22 protein-coding genes are annotated in these 24394 nt (G+C 67.1%); 10 read left to right on the top strand and 12 right to left on the bottom strand.

Annotated features, from left to right (window positions below):
• Positions 1-42: 42 nt before the first annotated feature.
• Positions 43-984: an alpha/beta fold hydrolase gene (locus Q0Q36_RS02405; RefSeq protein WP_293795249.1), complete on the top strand. Its 942-nt coding sequence runs from the start codon at positions 43-45 to the stop codon at positions 982-984.
• 50 nt (positions 985-1034) lie between these two features.
• On the top strand, positions 1035-2240 hold the full coding sequence (locus tag Q0Q36_RS02400; RefSeq protein ID WP_293795248.1) for an ABC transporter substrate-binding protein: 1206 nt from the start codon (positions 1035-1037) through the stop codon (positions 2238-2240).
• Between the two features lie 383 nt (positions 2241-2623).
• Here the strand turns inward: Q0Q36_RS02400 and Q0Q36_RS02395 are convergent, their stop codons facing one another.
• A complete protein-coding gene (locus Q0Q36_RS02395; protein ID WP_293795247.1) occupies positions 2624-3331 on the bottom strand; it encodes an FMN-binding negative transcriptional regulator in 708 nt (235 codons plus the stop codon).
• A 61-nt stretch (positions 3332-3392) separates the two neighbouring features.
• On the opposite strand from Q0Q36_RS02395, the gene Q0Q36_RS02390 reads away from it, so the two are divergent.
• The 5 genes from Q0Q36_RS02390 (at position 3393) to Q0Q36_RS02370 (ending at position 10708) form a co-directional block, all read left to right on the top strand.
• Positions 3393-4865, top strand: a complete 1473-nt coding sequence (locus Q0Q36_RS02390; RefSeq protein ID WP_293795246.1) for a PLP-dependent aminotransferase family protein — start codon at positions 3393-3395, stop codon at positions 4863-4865.
• A gap of 259 nt (positions 4866-5124) precedes the next feature.
• On the top strand, positions 5125-6327 hold the full coding sequence (locus Q0Q36_RS02385; RefSeq protein WP_293795245.1) for an ROK family transcriptional regulator: 1203 nt from the start codon (positions 5125-5127) through the stop codon (positions 6325-6327).
• A complete protein-coding gene (locus Q0Q36_RS02380) occupies positions 6324-7889 on the top strand; it encodes an ABC transporter substrate-binding protein (protein WP_293795244.1) in 1566 nt (521 codons plus the stop codon). The genes Q0Q36_RS02385 and Q0Q36_RS02380 overlap by 4 nt, the downstream gene beginning before the upstream one ends.
• Before the next feature lie 109 nt (positions 7890-7998).
• Entirely contained in the window at positions 7999-9483 is a 1485-nt protein-coding gene (locus Q0Q36_RS02375; RefSeq protein WP_293795242.1) for a carboxylesterase family protein, read from the top strand.
• 424 nt (positions 9484-9907) lie between these two features.
• Positions 9908-10708 carry a DUF72 domain-containing protein gene (locus Q0Q36_RS02370; RefSeq protein ID WP_293795240.1) on the top strand — a complete coding sequence of 267 codons (801 nt, stop codon included), beginning with the start codon at positions 9908-9910 and terminating at the stop codon, positions 10706-10708.
• A gap of 3 nt (positions 10709-10711) precedes the next feature.
• On the opposite strand, the gene Q0Q36_RS02365 is transcribed toward Q0Q36_RS02370, so the two are convergent.
• The 7 genes from Q0Q36_RS02365 to htpX form a co-directional block, all read right to left on the bottom strand.
• Positions 10712-11200, bottom strand: a complete 489-nt coding sequence (locus Q0Q36_RS02365; RefSeq protein WP_293795239.1) for a YbaK/EbsC family protein — start codon at positions 11198-11200, stop codon at positions 10712-10714.
• Positions 11197-11475, bottom strand: a complete 279-nt coding sequence (locus tag Q0Q36_RS02360) for a hypothetical protein (protein WP_293795238.1) — start codon at positions 11473-11475, stop codon at positions 11197-11199. The genes Q0Q36_RS02365 and Q0Q36_RS02360 overlap by 4 nt, the downstream gene beginning before the upstream one ends.
• Positions 11476-11478: 3 nt before the next feature.
• Positions 11479-12657, bottom strand: a complete 1179-nt coding sequence (locus tag Q0Q36_RS02355; protein WP_293795236.1) for a low temperature requirement protein A — start codon at positions 12655-12657, stop codon at positions 11479-11481.
• 75 nt (positions 12658-12732) lie between these two features.
• On the bottom strand, positions 12733-14325 hold the full coding sequence (purH, locus tag Q0Q36_RS02350) for a bifunctional phosphoribosylaminoimidazolecarboxamide formyltransferase/IMP cyclohydrolase (RefSeq protein WP_293795234.1): 1593 nt from the start codon (positions 14323-14325) through the stop codon (positions 12733-12735).
• Positions 14326-14427: 102 nt separating this feature from the next.
• Positions 14428-16146, bottom strand: a complete 1719-nt coding sequence (locus Q0Q36_RS02345; protein WP_293795233.1) for a heparinase II/III family protein — start codon at positions 16144-16146, stop codon at positions 14428-14430.
• Between the two features lie 84 nt (positions 16147-16230).
• A complete protein-coding gene (locus Q0Q36_RS02340) occupies positions 16231-17592 on the bottom strand; it encodes an RsmB/NOP family class I SAM-dependent RNA methyltransferase (protein ID WP_293795231.1) in 1362 nt (453 codons plus the stop codon).
• A gap of 1 nt (position 17593) precedes the next feature.
• On the bottom strand, positions 17594-18523 hold the full coding sequence (gene htpX / locus Q0Q36_RS02335) for a zinc metalloprotease HtpX (protein WP_293795230.1): 930 nt from the start codon (positions 18521-18523) through the stop codon (positions 17594-17596).
• 116 nt (positions 18524-18639) lie between these two features.
• Between htpX and Q0Q36_RS02330 the strand changes: the two genes are divergently transcribed.
• Both Q0Q36_RS02330 and Q0Q36_RS02325 read left to right on the top strand, forming a co-directional pair.
• Positions 18640-18861 (top strand): DUF1674 domain-containing protein, encoded by a 222-nt coding sequence (locus Q0Q36_RS02330; RefSeq protein ID WP_293795229.1) that lies wholly within the window; start codon positions 18640-18642, stop codon positions 18859-18861.
• An 86-nt stretch (positions 18862-18947) separates the two neighbouring features.
• Positions 18948-20252, top strand: coding sequence for a class I SAM-dependent methyltransferase (locus tag Q0Q36_RS02325; RefSeq protein WP_293795228.1), 1305 nt, complete (start codon positions 18948-18950; stop codon positions 20250-20252).
• An 84-nt stretch (positions 20253-20336) separates the two neighbouring features.
• Here the strand turns inward: Q0Q36_RS02325 and Q0Q36_RS02320 are convergent, their stop codons facing one another.
• The gene (locus Q0Q36_RS02320) at positions 20337-20654 is read right to left on the bottom strand and encodes a DUF2853 family protein (RefSeq protein WP_265056921.1); all 318 of its coding nucleotides are present in this window, start codon (positions 20652-20654) and stop codon (positions 20337-20339) included.
• Positions 20655-20895: 241 nt separating this feature from the next.
• On the opposite strand from Q0Q36_RS02320, the gene Q0Q36_RS02315 reads away from it, so the two are divergent.
• Positions 20896-21843: a 2-hydroxyacid dehydrogenase gene (locus Q0Q36_RS02315; RefSeq protein ID WP_293795227.1), complete on the top strand. Its 948-nt coding sequence runs from the start codon at positions 20896-20898 to the stop codon at positions 21841-21843.
• Between the two features lie 19 nt (positions 21844-21862).
• Here Q0Q36_RS02315 and Q0Q36_RS02310 read toward each other — a convergent pair whose 3' ends face one another.
• The 3 genes from Q0Q36_RS02310 to Q0Q36_RS02300 all read right to left on the bottom strand — a co-directional run bounded on the left by Q0Q36_RS02310 (position 21863) and on the right by Q0Q36_RS02300 (position 24333).
• Positions 21863-22375: a L,D-transpeptidase gene (locus Q0Q36_RS02310; RefSeq protein WP_293795226.1), complete on the bottom strand. Its 513-nt coding sequence runs from the start codon at positions 22373-22375 to the stop codon at positions 21863-21865.
• Between the two features lie 112 nt (positions 22376-22487).
• Positions 22488-23312 (bottom strand): heme ABC transporter ATP-binding protein, encoded by an 825-nt coding sequence (locus Q0Q36_RS02305; protein ID WP_293795225.1) that lies wholly within the window; start codon positions 23310-23312, stop codon positions 22488-22490.
• Positions 23305-24333, bottom strand: a complete 1029-nt coding sequence (locus tag Q0Q36_RS02300) for an iron chelate uptake ABC transporter family permease subunit (RefSeq protein WP_293795314.1) — start codon at positions 24331-24333, stop codon at positions 23305-23307. The genes Q0Q36_RS02305 and Q0Q36_RS02300 overlap by 8 nt, the downstream gene beginning before the upstream one ends.
• Between the last annotated feature and the right edge of the window lie 61 nt (positions 24334-24394).

Here is a 24394-nt window from a genome sequence, read left to right as displayed (position 1 = left end):
GAAGATGGCACGGCCTCGGAGCCCTGCCGGCGGGAGGATCGCATGAACAGCTCGGCTTCGGCGAGCGCTCGCCCTGTCGCGGCCCGCCCCGCGTTCGGGCGCGCCTTCTTCAGTGGAACAGCCGCTTGCCCGATCTATGTCGATCATCTGCCGGCAAGAGCTGGGTCCCATCATCGTCCCGTCGTGATGGTGCATGGCGGTTGCCATACCGGACAGTGCTATCTTGCGACGCCGGATGGCCGCGAGGGCTGGGCACCGCGCTTCGCGGCGGACCGGGACGTCTTCGTGGTCGACTGGCCCGGCCATGGCCGCTCGCCGGCCTGCGAAGAGCTGGCGTCCCTGTCGACGCAGGGCATTGCGGAATCGATCCTGGTGCTGGTCGAGCAGGTCGGCCCGGCCGTCCTCCTCGTTCATTCCGCCAGCGGCCCGATGGCCTGGTGGATTGCCGAGCGCGCGCAGCGCTCCGTCGCCGCCGTTCTCGGCATTGCCCCCGGCGCGCCTGCCAACATCCTGGCTGTCTTGCCCGAGGATCGCGAGGCGGTTGCCAGGCTCAGCAACGACATCAGCCTTGGTTGCCCGGTGATGACACCGGAAGATCGGCCCGTCAGCGTCGGCGATGCCTTCATGCGGGATTTCTGGGCCAATGCTCCGCGCTTTCCGCGGCACGCCTTCGACCAATACCGTCTCTCGATCGTGCCGGAGAGCGCGCGCCTCTTCAACGAGCGCTTCAATATCGGGGGGCGAGGTCTGCGCATCGGCAACCCAGCTTCTCTCGCGCAGACGCCGATCCTGATCGTCACGGGGGATCATGATCCCAGGCATCCGAGAGCGATGGACGAGGCGACCGCACGTTATGTCGGCGCGGAGTTCCTGTGGCTGCCGGATGAAGGCATCGAAGGCAACGGCCACATGCCGATGATCGAGGACAACAGCGATGCCATCGCCGGCAGGCTCCTGCGCTGGCTCGATGAGCGCGGCCTTTAAGCGAGTGATCTGACGATCCGCGCCAAGCGGACCTTATCCGGGAGGACGAGATGAAGAAGCTGCTGCTGGCCGGCGTGACGGCCCTGATTGCCTATGGCGGCGCTGCTCGCGCGCAGGTGAGCGATGACGCTGTCAAAATCGGCGTTCTGACCGACATGGCCGGTGTCACCGCGGATATCACTGGCAAGGGCTCTGTCGCCGCCGCCGAGATGGCGGTGAAGGAGTTCGGCGGTACCGTTCTCGGCAAGCCGATCCGGATTCTCTCCGCCGATCACCAGCACAAGGCGGATGTCGGCCTGACCATCGCCCGCCAATGGTTCGACGTCGACAAGGTCGATGCGATCGTGGATGTGCCGAATTCGGCGGTAGCGCTCGCGATCCAGTCCCTGGCGCGCGAGAAGAAGCGCATTGTCATGTATTCCGGCGCCGGCACGACGGCGCTCACCAACGAGCAGTGCTCGCCCTATGGGTTTCATTGGACTTACGACACCTACGCGGTCGCGCGCGGGACGGCCTCCGCCGTCGTGAAGGCCGGCGGAACCAGCTGGTTCATGCTCGCCTCGGATTACGCCTTCGGCCATCAGTTGCAGAAGGATGCGACCGATGTCGTTGAAGCCAATGGCGGCAAGGTCGTGGGTGCGGTCCGTCACCCCCTGAACAACGCCGACTTCTCGTCCTTCCTGCTGCGGGCGCAGGCTTCCGGCGCCAAGGTGATCGGCATCGCCAATGCCGGCAACGACACCGTCAATGCGATCAAGCAGGCCGGCGAGTTCGGCATCGTCGAACAGGGGCAGAGCCTGGCGGCGCTGATCTTCTTCCTGCAGGACGTTCACAGCCTCGGGCTCAAGGCGACCCAGGGCACCTATCTGACGACGGCCTCCTACTGGGATATCGACGACGCCTCCCGCGCCTGGTCCAAGCAGTTCCTCGAACGGACCGGGATGATGCCCTCGATGCTTCACGCCGGCGTCTACGGCTCGGTGCTGCATTACCTCAAGGCGATCAAGGAGGCCGGCACGGATGATCCCGACAAGGTGGCCGCCGCGATGAAGGCGATGCCGATCAACGACGCCTTCACGCAGAACGCCAGGATTCGCGCCGATGGCCGGGTCTTGCGGGAGATGTATCTCGCCCGCGTGAAGAAGCCGGCGGATTCGAAGGCGCCTTGGGATTATTTCGAGATCGTGCGCAAGATCGCGCCGGAAGAGACGGTCTGGCCGCTGTCCGAAAGCAAGTGCCCCCTCGTCGTAAAATAAGGAGGCCGCTATCTGGAGGCGCCCGCTTTCCAGTGTTGAGCCAAGGTCCGGAGACGGCGCTGGCCTTACGTCAGGCGCGGTTCAGCCGAGCCGTGGCACTTTCGATCTGCTATACGGGAACGAGCAGCCAATCGAATGTCGAAGACGTAGCGGCAACTGACCCGTTTTATGCCGGGCGTGCCCATCTCCCAATGCCGGTCCGCGCCCTCGGCGGCGGTGAAGCGCATCGGGGTCTTCGGACATGTCAGCCTATCGAAAAAGGCACCAGCGCTGTTACCGAGGACACCATTCTCGACCTGAGTGATCAGCGCCGGGGAGGAGATGGCCTCGGCCGGCCCCATCGTCGTGAACAGCTCAGACTGCGAGCGCAGTGGTATCTCCGTTCAGGGAGCCTCCGCTCGGTTTGCGGCCAGGCGGGCGTCGAGCGTTTCCTGCATCAGATCGGCGATCGCGTGGGAGTCGGCATCCGGCCTCCGCCTCAGACCGGCGATTGCGCCGCGATGGCGGGTCTCGTCCTTGTGCTGGATCAGCTTGAGCTGGGCTTGAACTCCATCGATGCGCAGTTCGATGGTGACGATCGCCTTCATCATCATCGCCATCTTTTGGGGGGCGAGGCTCTCCGTCGTCCAGGGGGCCTTCTCGGGCATCCTCGCCTCGAAAAAGCTCACCATCCGGTCGATGTGGTCACGATTCATGTTCTCGGACAGGACACGCGCCGTGCCCGTCAGATGAACTGCCGTGTAGGTCCAGGTCGGGACCTCGTTCGGCATGCCGTACCATTCCGGCGTGATATAGGCGTCGGGTCCGTTGCATATCAGCAGCGCCGGGCATCCTTCGCCGATCAGCTTGTGGATCGGATTGGCCCGGGCAACGTGAAGTTCGACCCGGAGCGCCTCATCGCCATCCTCATAGGTCAGGAATGGCAAATGAACGGCCGTTGGCGCCGTCGCGGTCGGCACGACGAAAACGCCATAGGCCCGCTCCCTCAAAATCCCGAGCGCGGTCTCGCGTGTCGTTGTGAAGGCGGGATGGACGTACATAGGCATGGCTCCTGTGTCGGGTGCGGCTTTCTTTACGCCCGCCTGGTCCATCGCCCTTGTGCCAGTTGCAGCTTTCCTATTAGACCGGTTGATGCCCGCGTCACCTCTCCCCATGCCGGGATTCGCCCTTGACCGATCGCGCGCCGATGGTTGGCAGGATCAGATTTTCGCGCATTTCCGGGCCCTGATCCTCGATGGAGCGCTCAAACCGGGCGCGGTTCTTCCCTCCAGCAGGGCTCTTGCCCGCGACATCGGCGTGGCGCGGCAGACCGTGGTACTGGCCTATGGCCGCCTCACTGCCGAAGGCTATCTGACAGGAAGGCCCGGTTCGGCGACGCGTGTATCCGCACTGCTGCCAGACATCCTACTGCCCACCCCAGGCGGACTTCGATCGGAGCCTGTCCGTCCATCACCAAATCTGTCCGAAGCCGGCTTGTCCCGGAGAGGGAGAGCGACTGCTGCGCTCCCGGTCACGGCCGCGCGTCCGGGCGCCGCGATGCTTGCGCCCGGCATTCCGGCGGTGGACGCCTTTCCGGGGCAGATCTGGGCCCGCCTGTCTGCGGAAGTTTGGCGCGGAGGGGCGCCCAGCCTGCTCGGCTACGGCGATCCTGCCGGCTACCGCCCGCTCCGACAGGCGATCGCAGCGTATCTGGGCGCCATGCGTGGCATCGCCTGCACGGCAGAGCAAGTCATCGTGACGTCCGGCTCGCAGCAGGCGATCAGCCTCGCCGCGCAGTTGCTCGCCGACGCCGGCGATGCGGCCTGGGTGGAGGACCCAGCCTATGTGGCAGGGCGGAACGCCCTTTCGGTAGCCGGATTGCGCACAGTGCCGGTACCCGTGGACATGGAGGGACTGGACGTCGCGGCCGGTGAGGCATCGGCGGCGCATGCGCGCCTGGCCCTCGTCACACCCTCGCATCAGTATCCACTTGGCGCGGTCATGAGTCTGCGGCGCCGGTTCGCCCTGCTGGCCTGGGCGGAGCGCGCCAATGCCTGGGTGATCGAGGACGACTACGATGGCGAATTTCGCTATTCGGGCCGCCCCTTGCAACCGCTCGCAGCGCTGGATGCAGGTCAGGAAAGAGTGATCTATGTCGGGACCTTCTCGAAGGTCCTCGCGCCGGGTTTGCGCCTGGGCTACGTCGTGTTGCCCGGAAGGCTCGTCGGTGCCTTCACCGCGGGTCGGGCCCTGGCGGATCGACAGTCTCCCGGACCGGATCAGGCGATCCTCGCCGAGTTCATCGCGCGTGGGTACCTGGCTCGGCACATCCGTGCGATGCGGGTACTCTATCGAGCCCGCCGTGATGCACTGGCCGATGCCGTTGCACGCCATGCCGACGGCTTGCTCGATATGGCGCTGCCCGAATGCGGCCTGCACGCCCTCGGTCTGTTCTCCGACAGCAGCGTGATGGACACGGAGATATATGGACGCGCGTTGCGGCTCGGTCTGCAGACACCACCGCTATCCGCCTATTATTCACCCGGTCATCCACGATCTGGACTGCTGCTCGGCTTCGCCAGCACGCCGGAAGAACAGATCGCCCCGGCCGTGCGCAGACTTGTCACTCTTTTCCGGCGAGACTGATTTCGAATCCCACCGTAGAACGTGCAGCCGACGCGATCATCTGCGCAACGTGTCAGGCCTGCTTCCCGGTTCGCCGAGCGATCGCGACGGACAGCGCAACCTCGAACATCAGCGCCGCGACGAGATAGAGGTATCCGTGCGATGCCATCTCGGCGACGGGGGTGTCCCGGCGGCGCGCCGCGGGCGGTGGGGCGATATTGACAAGATCGCCAGCACACGGCAGCATTATTACATAAAGTAAAAATAAACGGGAGGATGCATGCGGGAGCCGAGAAGCCGGCGCGAGACGCGCTCGGCGGTTCTGCGCTATCTCTGGTGCTCCGGTGGCTCCTTTCGCCCTATTTTGGCGGATCATCTCGGCCTGACCGATGCGAGCATCTCGCGCATCGTCTCCGAGCTGAAATCCGAGGGGCTGGTGGAGGAAGCGAAGCGCACGGCGCCCTACCAGGGCGGCCCGAGCTCTTTCCTTACACTAAGTAATGCTCTCCATGTCGGCACGATGGAATTCTCGGGAGGGCGCGTCCATATCGGCGTCGGTTCGCTGACCGGCGAGATTCGCTTTTCCGAGTGGCTGGACCTGCCGGACGGCGCCGGGCCCGAGGGCGTGAAAACAACCTATCGCCGCGCTCTTCATCAGCTCGCCGACCATCTGCGCCGGGCGGGCATCGGGCTTCGTCAGCTCGCCGTGTCGATCCCGGGCTATCACGAGACTCTGCACGCCAATCCGATCATCGCGCTGAACCCTGCCGAGCTCCTGGCGGAGATCCAGGCGGCATTGCCCGCGGTGGCGCTGCTCGCGGCGAATTCGATCGTGACCCGCGCCGTCGCGCATCGGCTCAAGCTTGGCGTCGATCTCCCCGGCGGCCCCTATTTCTACACCTTCGCCGGCCATGGCGTGGCCGCGGCGCTGGTCGATGACTTCGCCACGAGCGGGGACGTGGCCGTCTGCGAAATCGGCCATATGGTGCTCGATCCACGCGGCCCCCGCTGCCGCTGCGGCCATTCCGGCTGCCTCGAGGCCTATGTGTCCACCACCGCCGTCGCCCCCGCCATCGGCCTGCGCGAGCATGACCTGCTGGCGATGGGCGGATGGCAGGCCAGTCGCCTCAAGCTGTCGGCGCGCGCGCGAGCTGACCTCGCGGCACGTCTGGTGCGACTCGGACACGCCATCGGCAATGCGCTCAACCTGACTCCCATTCGACGGGTGGTGGTGGCCGGCTGGCCGGCCGAACTGGGCGACGACATGCATGCCGGCGTTCTCGGCGGCATCGAGGCCAGCCTGTTCGGCGGCGCCGCGGCGGTGAACCTCACCTTCGCCAAGGCGGAATTGGGGCGGGAGCCGGCGGCCGGCCTGGCGCTGGCCACCTACGCCTACCTGCAACGCGGCGCGATGCGCCCGACGGAAGCGGCCAGGGACATGGCCGCGCATCACCTCATCGAACGACAAGGGGGAGGACAATGAGTTTCAAAGCAGTGACGGCCGCGCTTTTCGCCGGTGCCATGCTCGTCTTGACCGGGCCGGTTCAGGCCGAGAGCGTTCTCAAGGTCAAGCCGTCCGGAGACGTGAAGCTGCTGGACCCGATCCTCGGCTCGGATTCCATGGCCCGGAATTTCGGCTACATGATCTACGACACGCTGTTTGCGGTCGACGAAAAGCTGGCGATCAAGCCGCAGATGGTGGAAAGCTGGGACAGCTCCGCCGACGGCAAGACCTGGACCTTCGTCCTGCGCGACGGCCTCGCTTTCAGCGACGGTCAGCCCGTGACGGCCGAAGACGTGATCGCCTCGCTGAAGCGCTGGAGCGTCAATGACAGCATGGGGCAGCAGCTCAACCAGCGCGGCGCGAACTGGCAGGCGGTCGATGCGAAGACATTTCGCCTGACGCTGACCTCGCCGTGGGGAATGGTGCTGGACGCTCTCGGCAAGCCCGGCGCGCCGGTGCCGTTCATCATGCCGGCCCGCATCGCTTCGGCAACGCCGCCCAACCAGGCGGTGACCGACCATACCGGCTCCGGCCCGTTCGTCTTCAAGAAGGACGAATGGCTGGCCGGCGCCCGGCTGGTCTTCACCAGGAACGCCGGATACAAGCCTCGCCCCGAGGCGCCGTCCGGTCTCTCCGGCGGCAAGGTCGTCAAGGTCGATCGCGTCGAATGGCAGATCATTCCCGACCAGCAGACCGCGATCAACGCCCTGATCAAGGGTGAGCTCGATATCAGCGAGGAGATTCCGGGCGATCTCATCCCGCTCGCCAAGACGTCGAAGGACATCGGTCTCGAACGCCAGGACGATATCGGCGTCGCCCAGCAGATCCGCATCAATTCGCTCCAGCCGCCATTCGACAATCCGAAGCTGCGGCAGGCCCTCCTCCATGCCGTCGATGGCGCGGAGTTCCTCGCCGCCGTGATCGACGATCCGAGCCTCGGCAAACCCTGCCGCTCCTTCTATGTCTGCTCGTCTCCCTATTTCACAGAGAAAGGGTTTCCGGCGGTCAATCTCGACAAGGCCAAGGCCCTGCTGAAGGAAGCCGGCTATGATGGAACTCCGGTGGTGCTGCTCGATGCCGCCGAGAATTCCAATATCCATGCTTTCACCATGGTGGCCGAAGCGCTGCTGAAGAGCATCGGCTTCAAGACCGATGTCCAGGCCATGGACTGGGCGACGGTCGTGGCCCGGCGGGCCAGCAAGGAACCGGTCGGCAAGGGCGGCTGGTCGATCTTCATCTCGGGGCCGGGCGGGCTCGACATGATGGAGCCGGTCAGCCATCTCGGCCTTCGTTCGAACTGCGAGAAGGCCTGGTTCGGCTGGCCCTGCGATGCGGAGATCGAAAAGATGCGCGCTGCGTTTTCCGATCTTTCCGACGTCGCGCAACGCAAGGCGCTGGCGGAGAAGATCCAGCTCCGCGCGGTGGAGACCGTTCCCTATGTGCCGATCGGCGTCCAGTATCAGATCCGTGCCTATCGTGCGAACCTGACCGGCCTCCTGACCCCGCCGGCGCCGGTCTACTGGAACATCGCCCGCAAATAGGCCTCTGCGAGCGGCCTCGCCCCCGACGACGCCTGCTGCCCCGCATCACCGGCAGCAGGCACCCCGGCATCGGCGACGGCCGGAGCCGCACCGCGACATCTCCGTACCCATGTCTCCCGATCCATCCGCAGCCGCGCTCCCCGACCAACCTCTCATTGTCGATACGCCCCACGGCCGGCTGCGCGGCGCGGTCTTCGACGGAATCCGGCAATTCAAGGGGGTGCCTTATGCCGCAGCCCCGATCGGCCCCTTGCGTTTCCGTCCGCCGCAGCCGCTTGCGCCCTGGACCGGCCTGCGCGAGGCGCTGAGCTTCGCGCCGGCGGCGCCGCAACCGGCCGATCCGGGCTTCTATCCCGGCGATCCCGACGCCATGCCCGCCGTGCCGACGAGCGAGGATTGTCTCTACCTCAACATCTGGTCGCCGGCCGGGGCCGGGCCGCATCCGGTGCTGGTCTGGCTGCATGGCGGAGGCCAGGCCGTCGGAGGGACGAGCCGGCCGGTCTATGACGGCACGGCCTTCGCCCAGGCCGGCATCACGTGTGTCACGATCGGCCATCGGCTCGGCCTGCTCGGCTTTCTCGAGGGCGGGCGCATCTTCGGCGAGGAATTCCGCGGCAGCGGCAACAATGCCTTGCGGGACATCCTCGCCGCGCTCGCCTGGGTCCGGCAGACCATAGCGGTCTTCGGCGGTGATCCCGGCCGCGTCACGATCGGTGGCGAGTCGGCCGGCGCGAAGAACGTCGCGGCCCTTCTGGCCGCGCCCGAGGCGGCCGGCTTGTTCCATGCGGCGTTTTCAAGCTCGGGCGGCGGTGACACCGTCCATAGCCTGCAAACGGCGGACGCGGTGGCCGAAAGGATGTTGGCCCTTGCCGGGAGCGCACGCGCCCTTCAGGAGCTTTCCGCTGTCGCCCTCATTGCCCTGCAAGAGCGGCTGGGCCGGAGCGAGACACGGCGCCATCCCTTTCGCGCCGTGGCCGACGGAATATTCCTGCCGCAGGCGCCACGGCTGTTGCCTCGCCACCCCGTGCCGCTGCTGATCGGGACGGCGCGCGACGAGGCAGCGCCTTTCCTTATCGAAATGCCGCAAGGCGACGGCGATCCGGCGGCGATCTGGGACGGCCGGCTGCTGGCACATCTGGAGCCCGACATCATGGCGCAAGCCGAGGAGCGCGCCGTGCAGCTATGGCCCGGCGTGTCGGCTGGCGCACGGCGCCTGAGGCTGCTTACGGCGGAGGCGTATGAACTGCCGTCGATCCGGCTTGCCGATGCCCATCGTATGTCGGGGAACCCGACCTGGTTCTACCGCAACGACCGGCCGCTCGCGGCCGGGCCCTTCGCTGGCTGGGCACCCCATGTTGCGGATCTGGGACTGATCTGGAACCGGCCGGGCCCGTATGGGACGGTGGCGGTCCCCGGCAACGGCGGCATGCACGAGATGATCACGACATTCGTTCACGCCGCTGGCGCTGCAGTCTGGCTGCCATACGATATCGGAAAACGGGCGACGCAGGTTTTCGATGTCGACGGCGCCGAACTTCGAGCCGACCTGTCGGCGGATATTCGCCTGATCTTCGATGGTCTGTTCGAGCGTTAGCGCGATCGACCGCAGTCCCAAGGGGAGGCGCAAAGAACCGGATGGCCAGAGAAACTGTTGAGCGCGCTATAGGGCCGCGGCCTTGTTCTCCGACGCTTTGCGTCTGCCCGGTCTTCTTCTCCAGAGAGAGGGCGGTTTGCCTCGAATAGACCGTCAGATCGTTATCCGCCGCAAATGTGGGTATCGGTGGTTGCCTGCCCCCGCAACCAAATAAAAAGCCCGTCGCAACAGCGGCGGGCTTCGTCGCTCTGGACACCCGCCGCAGACACCAGCGCAGAAAATCAGGAGGCCGAGATCCCGCTCCTGACAAGCCCCAGTCGCCGCTGCGATTAGCCTGACAGGGTACAGGCTCCCCGAAACCGGGTGGCGGAATACGCATTGCGACGCCAGTATCTCTTCCGCATCGCAACAAGGAACCGGGCGCATGACCGCGGCAGGCAGGATTCATATCGGCATTGGCGGCTGGGTGTTCGAGCCCTGGCGCGGGGCGTTCTATCCGGACGGGCTGCCGCAGAAGCGCGAGCTGGAATATGCCGCGAGCAAGCTCACATCGATCGAGATCAACGGCACTTATTACGGCTCGCAGAAGCCGGAGAGCTTCGCCAAATGGCGCGAGGAGACGCCTGACGATTTCGTGTTCGCGCTCAAGGGCTCGCGTTTCTGCACGAACCGGCGGGTGTTGGCGGAAGCAGGCCCTTCGGTCGAGAAATTCCTGTCCAGCGGCCTGACCGAGCTCAAGCACAAGCTCGGGCCGATCAACTGGCAGTTCATGCCGACGAAGCAGTTCGATCCCGTCGATTTCGAGGCCTTCCTCAAGCTGCTGCCTAAGGAGCTGGACGGAATCACGCTGCGCCATGCCGTCGAGGTCCGGCATGACAGCTTCCGCTCGCCGGATTTTGTCGCGCTGCTCCGCGGCTATGGCGTGGCGGCGATCACCTCGGCCGATGCGGACTACACGCAGATCGCCGATGTCACGGCGCCCTTCGTCTATGCGCGGATCATGGGGACCAAGCAGGCCGAGCCGAAGGGCTATGCCGAGGCTGGCCTCGATCGCTGGGCCAAGGCTGCCCGGACCTGGGCTGAAGGCGGCGTGCCGGAGGGTTTGGAACCGGTCGGGCCGGCGGCGAAGGCCGAGAAGCGGGACGTGTTTCTCTATGTCATCAGCGGCGACAAGGTGCGCAATCCCACTGCTGCGATGGAACTGATCGCACGGACGAAGGGCTAGGCTTTACTCGGCCGCTGCGGCTTCCTGCGCCGCTTCCTGGCAGGTATCGACCCATGCGGCTTGGGTCAGCACGGCCATACGCTCAGGCGCGATACGCAGCGCGCTATGGGTCGAGCCTGCTGCGGGCACGACGATGTCGAAGGCCTTGAGCGAGATATCGCAATAGACCTTGAGCGGCGTCGCGAGGCCGAAAGGGCAGACGCCGCCGACGGGGTGGCCGGTCAGGGCCTCGACCTCTTCCTGGCCCAACATGCGCGGCTTGCCGCCGAGCGCGGCCTTGGCCTTCTTGTTGTCGAGTCTGGCATCGCCGCGTGTGACGACCAGGACAACCTCCTCGCCGATGCGCAAGGAGAGCGTCTTGGCGATCTGGCCGGGCTCGACGCCATGGGCCGCCGCGGCGAGCGGCACGGTCGCGCTGCTCTCAGGCGTCACGATGACGGCGATGTCGGGAGCATGCTCGGCGAAGAAGGCGCGGACGGATTCGAGGCTCATCGGGCAATTCGCGAGGTCAGAAACAGGATCAGCAGGCTGGCGATCGCCGGCACGCCGAAGACGACGAGGAAGATCGGGGCTTCCTCGATGACGGTATAGCCGGCCCGGGCGACGCCGATCCAGAGATTGATCAGCGCGCCCGCGAACCAGAGAGGCAGGAAGAGCTTCACGGCGAAGGGGATCGGCCGGCCTGCCGAGATCGCGAGGCGCGGTGCCAGGACGAGCAGGATGCCGAGCAGGGCGAAGCCGATGCCGATGACCTTGACGGTATGCATGGTTCAGGCCTCCTTCGTCCGCAGCGAGATCGCTTCCCATGCGGCGACGAGGATCAGGATCGCAGTCGCGGCCAGGCTGAAGCCGAGCGGCGGTAGCACCGTCCAGGCGGGCGTGAGCACGGCGAGCAGGCCGAGGCCGACGAGATGGGAGAGCGGATACCAGCCGGCCGTGATGCGTTTGAACAGCAGGTTGCCGAGCAAATAGAAGGCCGGGCCGGCGAGCACCGCGATGGCCGTCCGGCCGTCGGTATGGCCGGTGGGATGCGCGATCACCAGTTCGTCGCCGACGGCCACGAGGATGATGCCGGCGACCAGCAGGACATGGAGATAGGTATAGGCGATCCGCGCGATCCGGCCGGGGTCTTCCGAATGGGCGATATGCTGGCTCGCCCGCTCGGCGCCGATATGGAAATAGACCCACCACATCGCGACCGTGCTCAGGAAGGCATTGAGGAAGGCGGTGAGATTGACGGCTGTCGGGGGCAGCTTCGCGGCAGTTGCGCCGGTCATGATCACGGATTCGCCGAGCGCGATGATGATGAAGAGGGCGCAGCGCTCGGCGAGATGGCCGCCTTCGACATTCCAGTCGCTGGTGAGCGAGCGTCCGAGGCCCAGGACACGGAAGCCGACGGCCGGGCCGGCATATTCGATGCCGAGCGCAATCAGCCAGAGCGCGAAGCGCAAAGGGCCTTCGCTCAAGCCGCCGGCGATCCAGAAAACGCCCGAGCAGGTGAGCCAGATCGTGATGCGCTGGAAGTTGCGGTAGTTGGCGGGCGAGGCGTCCCTGAGGCTCGCCATCGTGAAGATCGAGCGGAGAAGCTGGGCGGTGACGTAGGCGCCGGCGAAGGCGAGGCCGTTCGCGCCGAAGGCCTCGGGCAATGCACAGGACATCACCAGTCCGAGGAACATCAGGACGAAGAGCAGGATCCGGACCGGCGGGCGCTCGGGATCGAGCCAGTTCGTCACCCAGCTCGTATAGATCCAGATCCACCAGACGGCGCCGAGCAGGAAGGCAGCCTGGGCGAGCCCGAGCACGCTGAAATGCTCGAGCAGCGTATGCGAGATCTGGGTGATCGCGAAGACGAAGACCAGATCGAAAAACAGCTCAACATAGCTGACCCTCGCATGCTGGTGTTCGACGCGCTCCCTGAGCAGCGCGCCGGGCTTGTGAGCTTTCGCCATGCAGACCCCTGTCCCCTGCCGCGTGGCTTCGCGCGCAGCCTTGTCAGCGAGGGTGTCCTGTGGCCCGTGCCGCCGTCAATGGCGGAAGTGGCGGTGACCGGTGAAGACCATGGCGAGGCCGGCTTCGTCGGCCGCCTTGATGACCTCGTCGTCGCGCATCGAGCCGCCCGGCTGGATCACCGCGGTGGCGCCGGCTTCGGCCGCGGCCAGCAGGCCGTCGGCGAAGGGGAAGAAGGCGTCGGAGGCGACGACCGAGCCCTTGGCCAGGCTTTCGGCGACACCGGCCGCTTTCGCCGCTTCGGCGGCCTTCCAGGCGGCGATGCGCGAGGAATCGACGCGGCTCATCTGGCCGGCGCCGATGCCGACGGTGGCGAGGTCCCTGGCGTAGACGATCGCGTTCGACTTGACGTGCTTGGCGACGCGGAAGGCGAAGCGCAGGTCGGCAAGCTCGCGCTCGCTCGGCTGGCGCTTGGTCACGACCTTGAGCTCCATGTCGTCGACGACGGCGTTGTCGCGCGACTGGGCGAGGAAGCCGCCGGAGACGGTGCGCAAGGACAGGCCCGGCGCGCGGACATCCGGCAGGCCGCCGGTGAGCAGCAGGCGCAGGTTCTTCTTGGCGGCGATCATGGCGATCGCCTCCTCGTCGGCATCCGGGGCGATGATGACCTCGGTGAAGATCTCGACGATCTTCTTCGCCGCGGCGGCGTCGAGCTTGCGGTTCAGCGCGACGATGCCGCCGAAGGCCGAGACCGGGTCGCAGGCCAGCGCGCGCTCATAAGCTTCGAGCAGCGAGCCGTCGGCGGCGACGCCGCAGGGGTTGGCGTGCTTGACGATGACGCAGGCGGCTGAGGCCTCCGGCGCGAACTCGGCGACGCATTCGAAGGCGGCGTCGGTGTCGTTGATGTTGTTGTAGGAGAGCTGCTTGCCCTGGACCTGGCGGGCGGTCGAGACGCCCGGGCGGTTCTCCGGCGTGCGGTAGAAGGCGGCCCATTGATGCGGGTTCTCGCCATAGCGCATCGTCTCGGCAAGCGCGCCGCCGAGCGCGCGGAAGGCCGGGGCGGTATCGCCCAGCTCATTGGCGAACCAGTTCGAGATCGCGGCGTCATAGGCCGCGGTGCGGGCATAGGCCTTCTGCGCGAGCTTGCGGCGCAGCGTCAGCGTCGTCGCGCCCTTCTGGGCCTCGAGATCGGCGAGGACGGAAGGGTAGTCTGCCGGCTCGACCACGACGGCGACGTCGTGATGGTTCTTGGCGGCGGCGCGGATCATCGCGGGGCCGCCGATATCGATGTTCTCGATGCAGTCGTCATAGGCCTTGCCGGCAGCGACGGTCGCCTCGAACGGATAGAGGTTCACGACGAGCAGGTCGATCGGCTGGATGCCGTGGCCGAGCATCGAGGCCTGATGCTCGGGATGTGAGCGGATGGCGAGCAGGCCGCCATGGACCTTCGGATGCAGGGTCTTGACCCGGCCGTCCATCATCTCGGGGAAGCCGGTGAGGTCGGAGACGTCCGAGACCGGCAGGCCGGCCTCGGCGATCGCCTTGGCGGTGCCGCCGGTCGAGACCAGCGCGATGCCGAGCTTGTGGAGGGCGCGCGCGAAATCGATCAGCCCCGTCTTGTCGGAAACGGAAAGGAGCGCGCGTTCGACGCGGCGAAGCTCATTCGGCATCGGGGTCAGGTCCGGCTTTGATTGCAGGGAGGCAGTTTTCGGCAGACGCGCGCGGGCTATCATGCTGCGCTGCAAAAGGCAAAAGCCACCGTCGCAGAACCGTCACGCGTCGGGCGCGGGTTCCATGGCCTCGCGCTCGGCGATCACGTCGGCGATCGTTCTGCTCGCGCGGGGATTGGCGGCGCTGATGCGATTGAGGCGCCAGGCGACGCGCGATGTCGCCACGGCATCGAAGGCGACGACGATCTGCTCGGTGCGGCGCCTGCCGTCGGAGCCGGCGAGGAAAATGCTCTCCTCGATGGCGATCGTCAGCCCACCGGCCTCGAAGCTCCAGACTTCGCCCGAGGCCAGCGCCAGCAATGCGCCGGTGCCTTCCCGGACGAGACTGGCGCGGACATTCGGGTGGAGATGGAAGCGCAGGGCAGCGGGGAGTTCCGTGCGCGTGCCGGTCACCGCGACCTCGTCCTCGCCGGCGAGCGCCGCGCCGTCGCGCGCCAGCGTCAGGCGGCGGGTATGGGTGGCGCCGAGGCTGCGGCGATAGCCGTCATGGCTGGCGACCCATTCCGGGCCTTCCGCGCCATCCTGGCGGGCGACACGGACATCGCGCGGGCCGGCGACGACGCGCATCTCGCCCAGCACCATGCCGAAATTCGCACTGGAGCGATCATCGAGGACGAGGGTGGAATGGGCGGCGGTGCTGCGCGCGGCGAGCTTCAATTCAGGCAGGCCGAAGCGGCTGGCGCCGCAATTGACGATGATGCGCTGCGGGCCGCTGGAAAACTCGAAGGCGAGGCAGCCGGCATGGGCCTCGACCGAATAGGCGCCGCGCGGGGGCGGACCGGCATCGGTGACGACGATGCTGCGCTCGGCCGAGAGGCGGTCATAGCCGGAATAAGCGGCGTGCTCGGTCGGGCGGCCGCGCGCATCGTCATAGGCGGCGAGTGTCGCCATCAGGTCGGGCGGCGTCGTGCCCATGCCGTTGAACAGGGCGAGCGCGCCGTCGCCATGCCGGAACAGGCGCAAATGCGGCATCATCCGCTCGATCGCGGTCAGCACGCCGCGCGGCGGCTCGAGGCCGCGAGCGGCGAAGGTCTCGCGCAGGGGCAGGAGATCGAGCAGGAACTCGATCAGCAGGCGTGGATTGCGCGAGAGATGGCCGCCATCGGGCAGGATCTGCTCGGTCAATTCCTCGGAGAGCAGAATCTCGATCCTGCGCCGGCGGCCGTCCTGCCCGTCCAGGCAGATCGCGGCGAAGGCGATGGCGATCAGGCCGTTCAACCGGTCGGCGCCTTCGACGGCCCCGGCCAGCGCCAGGCTGACCCGGTCGGTGAGGCGCGAGACATGACGCAGATAGCGCTCGTAGAAGGCGTGGTCGGCCCCTTCCAGCAGCAGCGGAGAATGCGACAGGAAGGAGATCAGCCGGCGCGCCATCACGGCCGGGCGCCGGGCAATGTCGTGACGGTCGCGCCGCCGGACAATGAAATCCTCGACCAGGCTGCGGGCATTGGCGCGGGCGATCGCCGTGTCGGCGGCGCGCATGTGGCGCAGCCAGCCGAAACCGTAGAGTCCCTCTGCCCAGGCATCGCTCGGCGGCGTCGCGTCGAACGGCGATTCACCGTGGCTGCGCAGGGTGCGCCCGGCAAAAGCGTAATAGCCCGCGTAGAAATCGCTGGCCGTCATCGGGTCGGCGGTGCGCAGGTCGTGCGGAGCGAAGAGCAGGCGAGTGGCGTTGCCGCGGCCGAAAGGCCAGAGCTTGCGGATGGCGCCGACGAACTGGCCACGGGTCCGCCGCGCCGCCCGTCCGATCGCGGCCTGGGCCAATCCCCGTCGCTCAGACCAGCCGCTCAAATCCCCCGTACGCTCCGTCACCGGGCGCGGCGGTGCGCCGCGCGAATCCCGGTCCCGTCATAGCCTGATCAGGCGGGTTGCGTAAAATCCCGCCCATCCCGAAAGACGCGGGGATTCGCCCTGCAACTGGTGCGGAAGGGTGCGGATATCGCCGTTCGCATCGATCGCGTCCGCCAAACCGCCGATTTCCTCTGCGCGAACGGGCTCGCGACGAAACTGGGGATTGCGCGCAAGGAAGGCTTCGGTCTGCTCCTCGCCTTCCTGCGGCTCGAGCGAACAGGTGCAGTAGACGAGGCGCCCGCGGGGCTTGGTCAACGCGGCAGCGGCATCGAACAGGCGCGCCTGCAGGGCAGCCAGCCGGTCGCGATCCTCGGGCAGCTTCGTCCATGCGACATCGGGGTGGCGGCGGATCGTGCCGGTCGCGCTGCAGGGGGCGTCGAGCAGCACGGCGTCGAAAAGCTCGGCCTTCCAGGTCACTGCATCGGCGGTGACGACCTCGGCGGTGAGTCCGAGCCGGGCGAGATTGGCCTTGAGCCGACGCAGGCGCGGGCCGGAGCGGTCGAGCGCGGTGACCTGGGCGCCGGTCGCGGCAATCTGCGCGGTCTTGCCGCCGGGGGCGGCACAGAGATCGGCAATGCGCTCGCCGGCCATCGGCGCCAGCAGCTTCACCGGCAAGGCGGCGGCGGCGTCCTGCACCCACCACGCGCCTTCGTCGAAGCCTTGCAGGCCGGCGATGGCCTGACGCTCGCGCAAGCGCACCGAGCCGATCGGCAAGGCGATGCCATCGAGCTTTTCCGCCCAGCCGGCGGGATCGGCCTTGACGGAAAGGTCGAGCGGCGGCTCCTCGCGATGGCTCTGCGCGATCGCGGCGGCGGTGTCCTCGCCATAGGCGGTGCACCAGCTCTCGACCAGCCATTCGGGCGTATCGCCGAAGACTTCGGCCTGTGCTTCGGCGAGGACCGCGTCGCGCTCGCGGGCGAGGCGGCGCAGCACGGCATTGCCGAGCGCGGCATAGCGGGCCGAGCGCGGATCCTCGTGCAATTGCCGGATGGCGATATCGACGGCGGCATGGTCGGGCACGTCGAGGAAGAGGATCTGCGCGGCCGCGGCTGTCATGATGGGCTCGAACGGCCCGGATTTGCGCGGGCTGCCGCGGTCGAGCCGCGCGTCGATAGCCTGCTGGATCGTACCGAGCCGGCGGAAGGCGGTGACCGCGATGGCGCGCGCAAGGCTCGCATCGGCTGCGTCGAGCCCGGATTCAGGCAGCATCCGCTCCAGGGTTTCATCGAGCGCGACGCGGGCGCGCAGCACCTCGTCGATGACGGCGGCGGCGAGCCGGCGGGCTGGCAGGCCCGGGGCATCGTCGAGCTTCGGAGCGTCCGGCTGGGGCGGACGGTGTGTGGAGGAGTGATCTGCCATCTCAGCCCCACGGGCCCGGCTGGTGCGGGGCGCTGCCCCAGGGGTTGTTGGCGGCCTGGGCGGTGAATCCGGCGCCGGCATTGCCGCTGATGATGCCGAGAGCGCGCGCCTGTTCCATCAGGGCGGCGATGCGATTGCCGGTGTCGGGGTGTGTCGAAAACAGATTATCCATGCCGCCGCCGGTCAGGGGATTGATGATGAACATGTGCGCCGTAGCAGGCTTGGCCTCGGCTGTCTCGTTCGGGATGTGCTGGACGCCGGCCGCGATCTTGGCGAGCGCATCAGCCAACCAGACCGGATTACCGCAGATCTGACCGCCGAGACGGTCAGCCTCGTATTCGCGCGAGCGCGAGATAGCCATCTGGATCAGTGCGGCGGCCATCGGGGCGAGGATCGAGAGCAGGATCTGGACGACGAAGTTCGGGCGGTTGTCGCGCGAGCCCAAGAACATGCCGAAAGTGACGAGCGAGGAGATCGCGCCGGCGAAGGTCGCGGTGATCGTCATGGTCAGCGTGTCGTGGTTCTTGATATGCGCGAGCTCGTGCGCCATCACGCCGGCCAGTTCCTCATAGGTCAGCGTGCGCAGGATGCCGGTGGTCGCCGCCACCGCTGCGTTTTCGGGGTTGCGGCCGGTGGCGAAGGCGTTGGGCTGGTCCTCGTTGATCAGGTAGACGCGCGGCATCGGCATGTTCGCGCGGGCCGCGAGATCGCGCACCATGCCGTAAAGCTCGGGTGCCGTGCGCTCGTCGACCTCCTGGGCATTCTGGGCGGCGAGCGCCAGGCGGTCGGAATTCCAGTAGCTGAAGAGATTGGTCATGGCCGCGAAGCCGAGCGCCATCAGCATGCCGCCCCCGCCGCCGATGAGATAGCCGACCGCGCCGAACAGCGCCGTCAGGCCCGCCATCAACATGCCGGTGCGCACGTAGTTCATCGAATTCCCTTCTCTGGCGCCTATTCGCGCAAGCCCTCGCATCTGCGAGCTTTCGGCCCTATGTGGTGAGGGGAAACCCGATCCTGCAAGAGAATCCTGCAAGGAAACGCGCTGAGATGCCCGAGAAGACCGATCAGGACAGGCCGGTGGTGGCTGCCGAGCCCAAGGTTCTGTCCTCCGCCGCGCAGCGTGCGCTGGCTGAGGCGGCTGTGCGCCGCGCCGCGATCGACGCCCATGCTGCCGAGGTCGCGAAGCAGCGCGAGGTCAACGGCCGTGGCGGGCTGGAGCCGGTGCGCTACGACGACTGGGAAGTGAAGGGCATCGCCAGCGACTTCTGACGGCGGGTCCGCACCGGATTCCCCATAACATTGCCAATTTGTGCTCGTGCGTCCAAAGAGCAGCCGGACAGCAGCGGATTCGCCTCATGGACAGCAACGACAAGCGCCTTGCGGCCCTGCGCCGCCTTCTCGCCGAGGCGCATGAGAAACTCGGCCTGAAGCTCGGCTTCCGGCTCTGGGACGGCAGCATGGTGCCGAGTGCCTGGCCGGCGGATGGGCTCGCCATCGGCATCGCCGATGCCGGCGTGATGGCGGCGCTGATGCGCAAGCCGAAGCTCGACACCGTGCTCCATCTGCATATCGCCGACCGCATCTCGATCCTGAACGGCTCGATCTTCGATCTCGCGGCGGCGCGGCCTGAGGGCAGGATCGGCAAGCTCGCGCGCAACATCCCTAAGGGCGCGGTGTTCGATTTCGTCCGCCGCTTCCTCTTCGCGCCGGGCAAGGCCGCGGCTGCGGTCAGCCATCGCAAGGGCGACGAGATCGCACGCGACGGCGATCCGACGACGAACAAGGCGAATGTCGCCTATCATTACGACGTCTCGAACGATTTCTATCGGCTCTTCCTCGACGAGGAGATGGTCTACACCTGCGCCTATTTCACCGAGGACCACGGCGATATCGGCCGGGCGCAGCAGGACAAGCTCGACATGATCTGCCGGAAGCTGCGCTTGCAGCCCGGCGACCGCTTTCTCGATATCGGCTGCGGCTGGGGCGCGCTGGTCTGCCATGCCGCCCGCTATTACGGCGTCGAGGCCCATGGCGTGACGCTGGCCGAGGAGCAGCTGAAATATGCGCGCGAGAAGGTCGAGCGCTGGGGCCTGCAGGACAAGGTGACGCTGCACCTGCGCGACTACACGCAGATGGAAGGCGAGTTCGACAAGATCTCCTCAATCGGCATGTTCGAGCAGGTCGGCATCCGCAACTACCCGACCTATTTCCGCACGGTGAACCGGCTGCTCCGGCCGCGTGGCCTCTACCTGCACCACACCATCTCGCGCCGCGCCAAGAAGACCGAGAAAGCCTTCAACAAGATGCCGGCGGAGTATCGCGCACTGGTGCGCTACATCTTCCCGGGCGGCGAGCTCGATCATTTGGGCATGTCGATCACCAATCTCGAGCGCCATGGCTTCGAGGTCCATGATGTCGAGGGCTGGCGCGAGCATTACCAGCGCACGACGCGGCTGTGGTGGGAGCGCCTCGAGGCCAACAAGGACAAGGCCGAGGCCGAGATCGGGCCCGAGCGCACGCGGATGTGGCTGCTCTACCTGGCGGGCTGTTCGCTCGCCTTCGAGCGTGGCGGGGCGCTGATCAACCAGACGCTGGTCTCGAAGCGGCGCAAGGGCCCCTCCGGCCTGCCGCTGACGCGCGCTGATCTCTACCGCTCCTGAGCGGAACCAGGGCCGGCATGAACGCCGGCCTGCCATGTCATGCTGTCTTGAGGGAGATCGTCCGGCGCTGTGCCGCGCCGAGGCTTACTTCTTGACGAAGAGATCGAGCTTTCCGTGATGCTCTGCCAGCAGATAGTAGAAGGTCAGGCGGGATTTGGTCTTGTCGGCCTTCATGTGCTCGCAGACCGATTTGATCGAACCGTCGAGATCGCCGGACTTCAGGCCGAGCTTCTTCTTCAGGAAGTTCTCGCGGACGCGGTCGAGTTCGGCCGGATCGGTGCAGGCGACGTAGCGGGTATCGGGTTTGCCCATCACGAGCGCGTAGGATTTCGTCATGCCGGCGAAGGCGGCTTCGTTGAGCGGCTTCTTGGCGAATTTCTTCACGTCGGCGAGATGGTCCATCTGGTAGCCCCTTCCTGGCCCGCACCGGAGTACGGGCGGTTACGTGTCGCGGGCGAACGTTAACGCGGTTCTGCGCGGTCGGCGAGAGGGCAAAGCGGGGCGATTTCCGGTTTTTGGAACCGCCGGGGCCAATCTTTGGTCGAAGGCGGGAATGCGTGAGGGGGATGGCCGGGGCGATGTCAGCATGGGTTGAGCGACGGCCGGTGCGGTGCTGCGATGCAGCTTCCGCTGGAGCGATCTGATGAAGCCGACAATCCTGATGGTGCCGCGCATGCCGGCCGCGCTGATCGCGCGGCTGGAGGAGCATTTCACGCTGCTGGGGCCGATGGAGCATTCGACGCCGGAATCGCTGCCTCCGGAAGCGGAGCAGGCGCAGGCGCTGCTGACCATGGGCAGCCTCAGCACCAACGCGGCGCTGATCGATGCGCTGCCGAAGCTCCGGCTGATCTGCTGCTACGGCACGGGCATCGAGGGGGTCGACCGGGCGCATGCCAGGACGCGGGGCATCACGCTCGCCAATGCGGGGGATGCCAATGCGACCGGCGTCGCCGAATTCGCGATGGGGCTGTTGCTGGCCACGGCGCGGCAGATCCCGCAGGCCGACCGCTTCGTCCGGGCCGGGCGCTGGCAGGGCAATGCTGTCCAGCGCATGGCCTCGGTACCGGGATTGGCCGGGCGCAAGCTCGGTATTTACGGGCTTGGCGCCATCGGCAGCCGCATCGCACGCCGCGCCGAAGCCTTCGAGATGGAGATCGGCTACCATAACCGCAGCCGGCGCGCGGAGATGCCCTATCTCTATCACGACAGCCTGCTGGGCCTTGCCGAATGGGCCGATGTGCTCGTGGTGTCGGCTCGCGCCAGTGCGGAGAACCGCCATGCCGTCAATGCGACCGTGCTCGCGGCTCTGGGGCCGCGCGGGCATCTGGTCAATATCTCGCGTGGCATCGCGGTCGACGAGGACGCGCTGTGCACGGCGCTGGAGACCGGGGTGATCGCCGGCGCGGGGCTCGACGTCTACGAGAAGGAGCCCCATGTCTCCGACCGGATGAAGGCGCTCGACAACATCGTGCTGACGCCGCATATCGCCGCCGCCTCGGACTCGGCGCAGACCGCGCAGCAGGATGTCATGATCGCCAACCTGCTGGCCTTCTTCGCCGGCAAGCCGCCGGTTTCGCCCGTGCCGCTCTGATCGCGTGTTGCCCTCGGCCTCAGGGCAGAACGACCACCGGCGTGCCCATCTGGACGCGTGCGTAGAGGTCGATCACATCCTGGTTGTGCATGCGGAAACAGCCATAGGAGGCGGCGGTGCCGATGGTGTTCGGCATGTTGGTGCCGTGAATGGCGTATTCGCCGCCCGGCCCGAGGCCGATGACGCGCGCGCCCATCGGGTTGCGCGGCGAGCCGCCGGGGATGACGTCGGGCAGGCGGGGATTGTCGCGCTTCACCTCGGCCGGTGGCGCCCAGGCCGGATCGATCTGCAGTTCCTCGACATATTTGACGCCGCGCCACTGCTTGCCGGCCTTGCCGACGGCGATGGTGTAGCGGATCGCCTCGCCGGGAGAGACGACGTAATAGAGCTTCCGCTCGCCGGTGCGGATCACGATGGTGCCGGGATCGAAGCGTCCGTCGCGCATTCCGACGATCTCGCGCGCCCGCGCCGGCAACGCGACCGGAATGGCGGCCGACAGGGCAAGGGTCGCGATGGCGATATGCCTGAACATGTCTGGAACTCCCGCTCGAAATTGCGGGAGTCGTGACGCGAAAGCTGTGAAGCGCGGGTTGAGCTATATGGTGAAGCTGCGATTCAGGATGAATCGCCGGTGAATCCGGGCTTCAGGCCGCCGGCCGGGCCCGGTGCTGTTGCGGCAGCAGGAAAGGCAGGCCAGGCGCCGGCGCGCGGCTCAGCGTCAGGTCGACCTTGAAGACCTGGCGTAGAAGGGCGTCGTCCAGCGTCTTCGCCGGCGGCCCCTGCGCGATGATGTGGCCCTGGTCCATCACGACGAGATGGTCGGCATAGGTCACGGCGAGGTTGAGGTCGTGCAGCACGATCAGCACCGCGACGCCGCGCGCGGCAATGCTGCGGGACATGTCGAGCAAGGCGAGCTGGTGGCAGAGATCGAGGCTGGCTATCGGCTCGTCCAGGAAGAGCACCTGCCGCTCGGCGACGCTGCGGCCGGCTTCGAGCTGGCAGAGCACGCGGGCGAACTGGACGCGTTGCTGCTCGCCGCCCGAGAGCGTCTGGTAGCGCCGGCCGGCGAGGTCGATCACGCCGGCGGCCGCGAGGCTTTCGGCGACGATCGCCTCGCGCCTCTGGCGCGTCAGGGCCCGGCCGATGCCGTCGACGCCGAGGCTCGCCACCTCGTAGACGCTGAAGGGGAAGGCGAGGCGGGCATGCTGGGCCATGACCGCGCGCAGGCAGGCGAGGCGCCAGGCGGGAACCGCCGCGAGCGCTTCGCCGGCGATGCGAATCTCGCCGCCGGCCGGCTTGATCTCCCCGGTCAGGAGCTTGAGCAGGGTCGACTTGCCGGCGCCGTTCGGGCCGATCAGGATTGTCGTCGTGCCTCCGGCGAGTTCAAGGTTGGCGTCTGTGACGAGCCGGCGCTCGCCCGCGAGAAAGCCGACGCCATGGCCGGAGAGGATCGGATTCGCTTCAGACATCGATCAGGCTCGTGCGGCGGAGCAGCAACCAGAGGAAGAAGGGCGCGCCGATCGTGGCGGTGACGATGCCGATCGGCAATTCCGCCGGGACGACGATGAGGCGGGCGACGATATCGGCGCCGACCAGCAGCATTGCGCCGCCAAGCGCCGAGAGCGGCAGCAGCAGGCGGTGATCCGGGCCGACCGAGAGCCGGATCAGATGCGGCACGACGATGCCGACGAAGCCTACCATGCCGGCCGAGGCGACGCTGGCGCCGACGGCGAGCGCAACCAGCAGGATCGCCAATGCCTTGATGCGCTGTACGGGGATGCCGAGATGATAGGCCTCGGCCTCGCCGAGCATCAGCCCGTTCAGGCCGCGGGCCAGCAGTGGCATCAGCAGGAGCAGCGGCAGGATGATCGGCGCGACCACGGAGAGTTTCGTCCAGCTTGCGCCGCCGAGGCTTCCCAGCGACCAGAATGTCAGGTCGCGCAACTGCCGATCGTCCGACACGAAGGAAAACAGGCCGGTGAGGGCGCCCGCCATGGCGCCAAGCGCGACGCCGGCAAGGAGCATGGTCGCGACCGAGGTTCGGCCGCCACGCGTCGCGATGAGATAGAGCGCGAGCGTCGTGATCAAGCCACCGCAGAAGGCGCCGACCGGAAGGGCCGCGAAGGGCAGCTTCATCATGGTGCCCGCGAGGAAGCGGTCGCCGAGAACGATCGTGGCTGCCGCTGCAAGGCCGGCGCCGCTCGACACGCCGACGAGGCCAGGATCGGCGAGCGGATTGCGGAACAGCCCCTGCATCAGCGCGCCCGATACGGCGAGGCCGGCGCCGACGAGCAGGCCCAGCAGCACGCGCGGCAGGCGAATATTGAGCACGACGAGGACGTCACGCCCTTCGAGCAGGCTGGTATCGCCCGTGATGCGCGCCATCAGGATCTCGGCGACGCGGCCGGGCGCGATCGGGATCGCGCCCTGGCCGATGGCGACGATGGTCAGGAACAGGCAGGCCAGAGCGAGGCCGGTGACGGCGAGCAGGCCGGCGCGGCGCCGGCCCGCGATCAGCGTCGTCAGGGTCGCGGTCGCGGCCGGGGTGGGT

Origin of the sequence: uncultured Allobosea sp., from assembly GCF_945957345.1 — a bacterium.
In the GTDB taxonomy this organism is placed as follows: Bacteria; Pseudomonadota; Alphaproteobacteria; order Rhizobiales; family Beijerinckiaceae; genus Allobosea.
This window is presented reverse-complemented; position numbering and strand designations above follow the sequence as displayed.

What these genes read in the sequence shown, in the direction of transcription:
- Q0Q36_RS02340 (WP_293795231.1), bottom strand. Translation starts at nt 17,592, where the DNA reads ATGGCAGATCACTCCTCCACACACCGTCCGCCCCAGCCGGACGCTCCG.
- Q0Q36_RS02390 (WP_293795246.1), top strand. Translation starts at nt 3,393, where the DNA reads ATGCCGGGATTCGCCCTTGACCGATCGCGCGCCGATGGTTGGCAGGAT.
- Q0Q36_RS02380 (WP_293795244.1), top strand. Translation starts at nt 6,324, where the DNA reads ATGAGTTTCAAAGCAGTGACGGCCGCGCTTTTCGCCGGTGCCATGCTC.
- Q0Q36_RS02395 (WP_293795247.1), bottom strand. Translation starts at nt 3,331, where the DNA reads ATGGACCAGGCGGGCGTAAAGAAAGCCGCACCCGACACAGGAGCCATG.
- Q0Q36_RS02365 (WP_293795239.1), bottom strand. Translation starts at nt 11,200, where the DNA reads ATGAGCCTCGAATCCGTCCGCGCCTTCTTCGCCGAGCATGCTCCCGAC.
- Q0Q36_RS02370 (WP_293795240.1), top strand. Translation starts at nt 9,908, where the DNA reads ATGACCGCGGCAGGCAGGATTCATATCGGCATTGGCGGCTGGGTGTTC.
- Q0Q36_RS02355 (WP_293795236.1), bottom strand. Translation starts at nt 12,657, where the DNA reads ATGGCGAAAGCTCACAAGCCCGGCGCGCTGCTCAGGGAGCGCGTCGAA.
- Q0Q36_RS02405 (WP_293795249.1), top strand. Translation starts at nt 43, where the DNA reads ATGAACAGCTCGGCTTCGGCGAGCGCTCGCCCTGTCGCGGCCCGCCCC.
- Q0Q36_RS02305 (WP_293795225.1), bottom strand. Translation starts at nt 23,312, where the DNA reads ATGTCTGAAGCGAATCCGATCCTCTCCGGCCATGGCGTCGGCTTTCTC.
- Q0Q36_RS02385 (WP_293795245.1), top strand. Translation starts at nt 5,125, where the DNA reads ATGCGGGAGCCGAGAAGCCGGCGCGAGACGCGCTCGGCGGTTCTGCGC.
- Q0Q36_RS02400 (WP_293795248.1), top strand. Translation starts at nt 1,035, where the DNA reads ATGAAGAAGCTGCTGCTGGCCGGCGTGACGGCCCTGATTGCCTATGGC.
- Q0Q36_RS02320 (WP_265056921.1), bottom strand. Translation starts at nt 20,654, where the DNA reads ATGGACCATCTCGCCGACGTGAAGAAATTCGCCAAGAAGCCGCTCAAC.
- Q0Q36_RS02330 (WP_293795229.1), top strand. Translation starts at nt 18,640, where the DNA reads ATGCCCGAGAAGACCGATCAGGACAGGCCGGTGGTGGCTGCCGAGCCC.
- Q0Q36_RS02375 (WP_293795242.1), top strand. Translation starts at nt 7,999, where the DNA reads ATGTCTCCCGATCCATCCGCAGCCGCGCTCCCCGACCAACCTCTCATT.
- Q0Q36_RS02315 (WP_293795227.1), top strand. Translation starts at nt 20,896, where the DNA reads ATGAAGCCGACAATCCTGATGGTGCCGCGCATGCCGGCCGCGCTGATC.
- htpX (WP_293795230.1), bottom strand. Translation starts at nt 18,523, where the DNA reads ATGAACTACGTGCGCACCGGCATGTTGATGGCGGGCCTGACGGCGCTG.
- purH (WP_293795234.1), bottom strand. Translation starts at nt 14,325, where the DNA reads ATGCCGAATGAGCTTCGCCGCGTCGAACGCGCGCTCCTTTCCGTTTCC.
- Q0Q36_RS02360 (WP_293795238.1), bottom strand. Translation starts at nt 11,475, where the DNA reads ATGCATACCGTCAAGGTCATCGGCATCGGCTTCGCCCTGCTCGGCATC.
- Q0Q36_RS02325 (WP_293795228.1), top strand. Translation starts at nt 18,948, where the DNA reads ATGGACAGCAACGACAAGCGCCTTGCGGCCCTGCGCCGCCTTCTCGCC.
- Q0Q36_RS02310 (WP_293795226.1), bottom strand. Translation starts at nt 22,375, where the DNA reads ATGTTCAGGCATATCGCCATCGCGACCCTTGCCCTGTCGGCCGCCATT.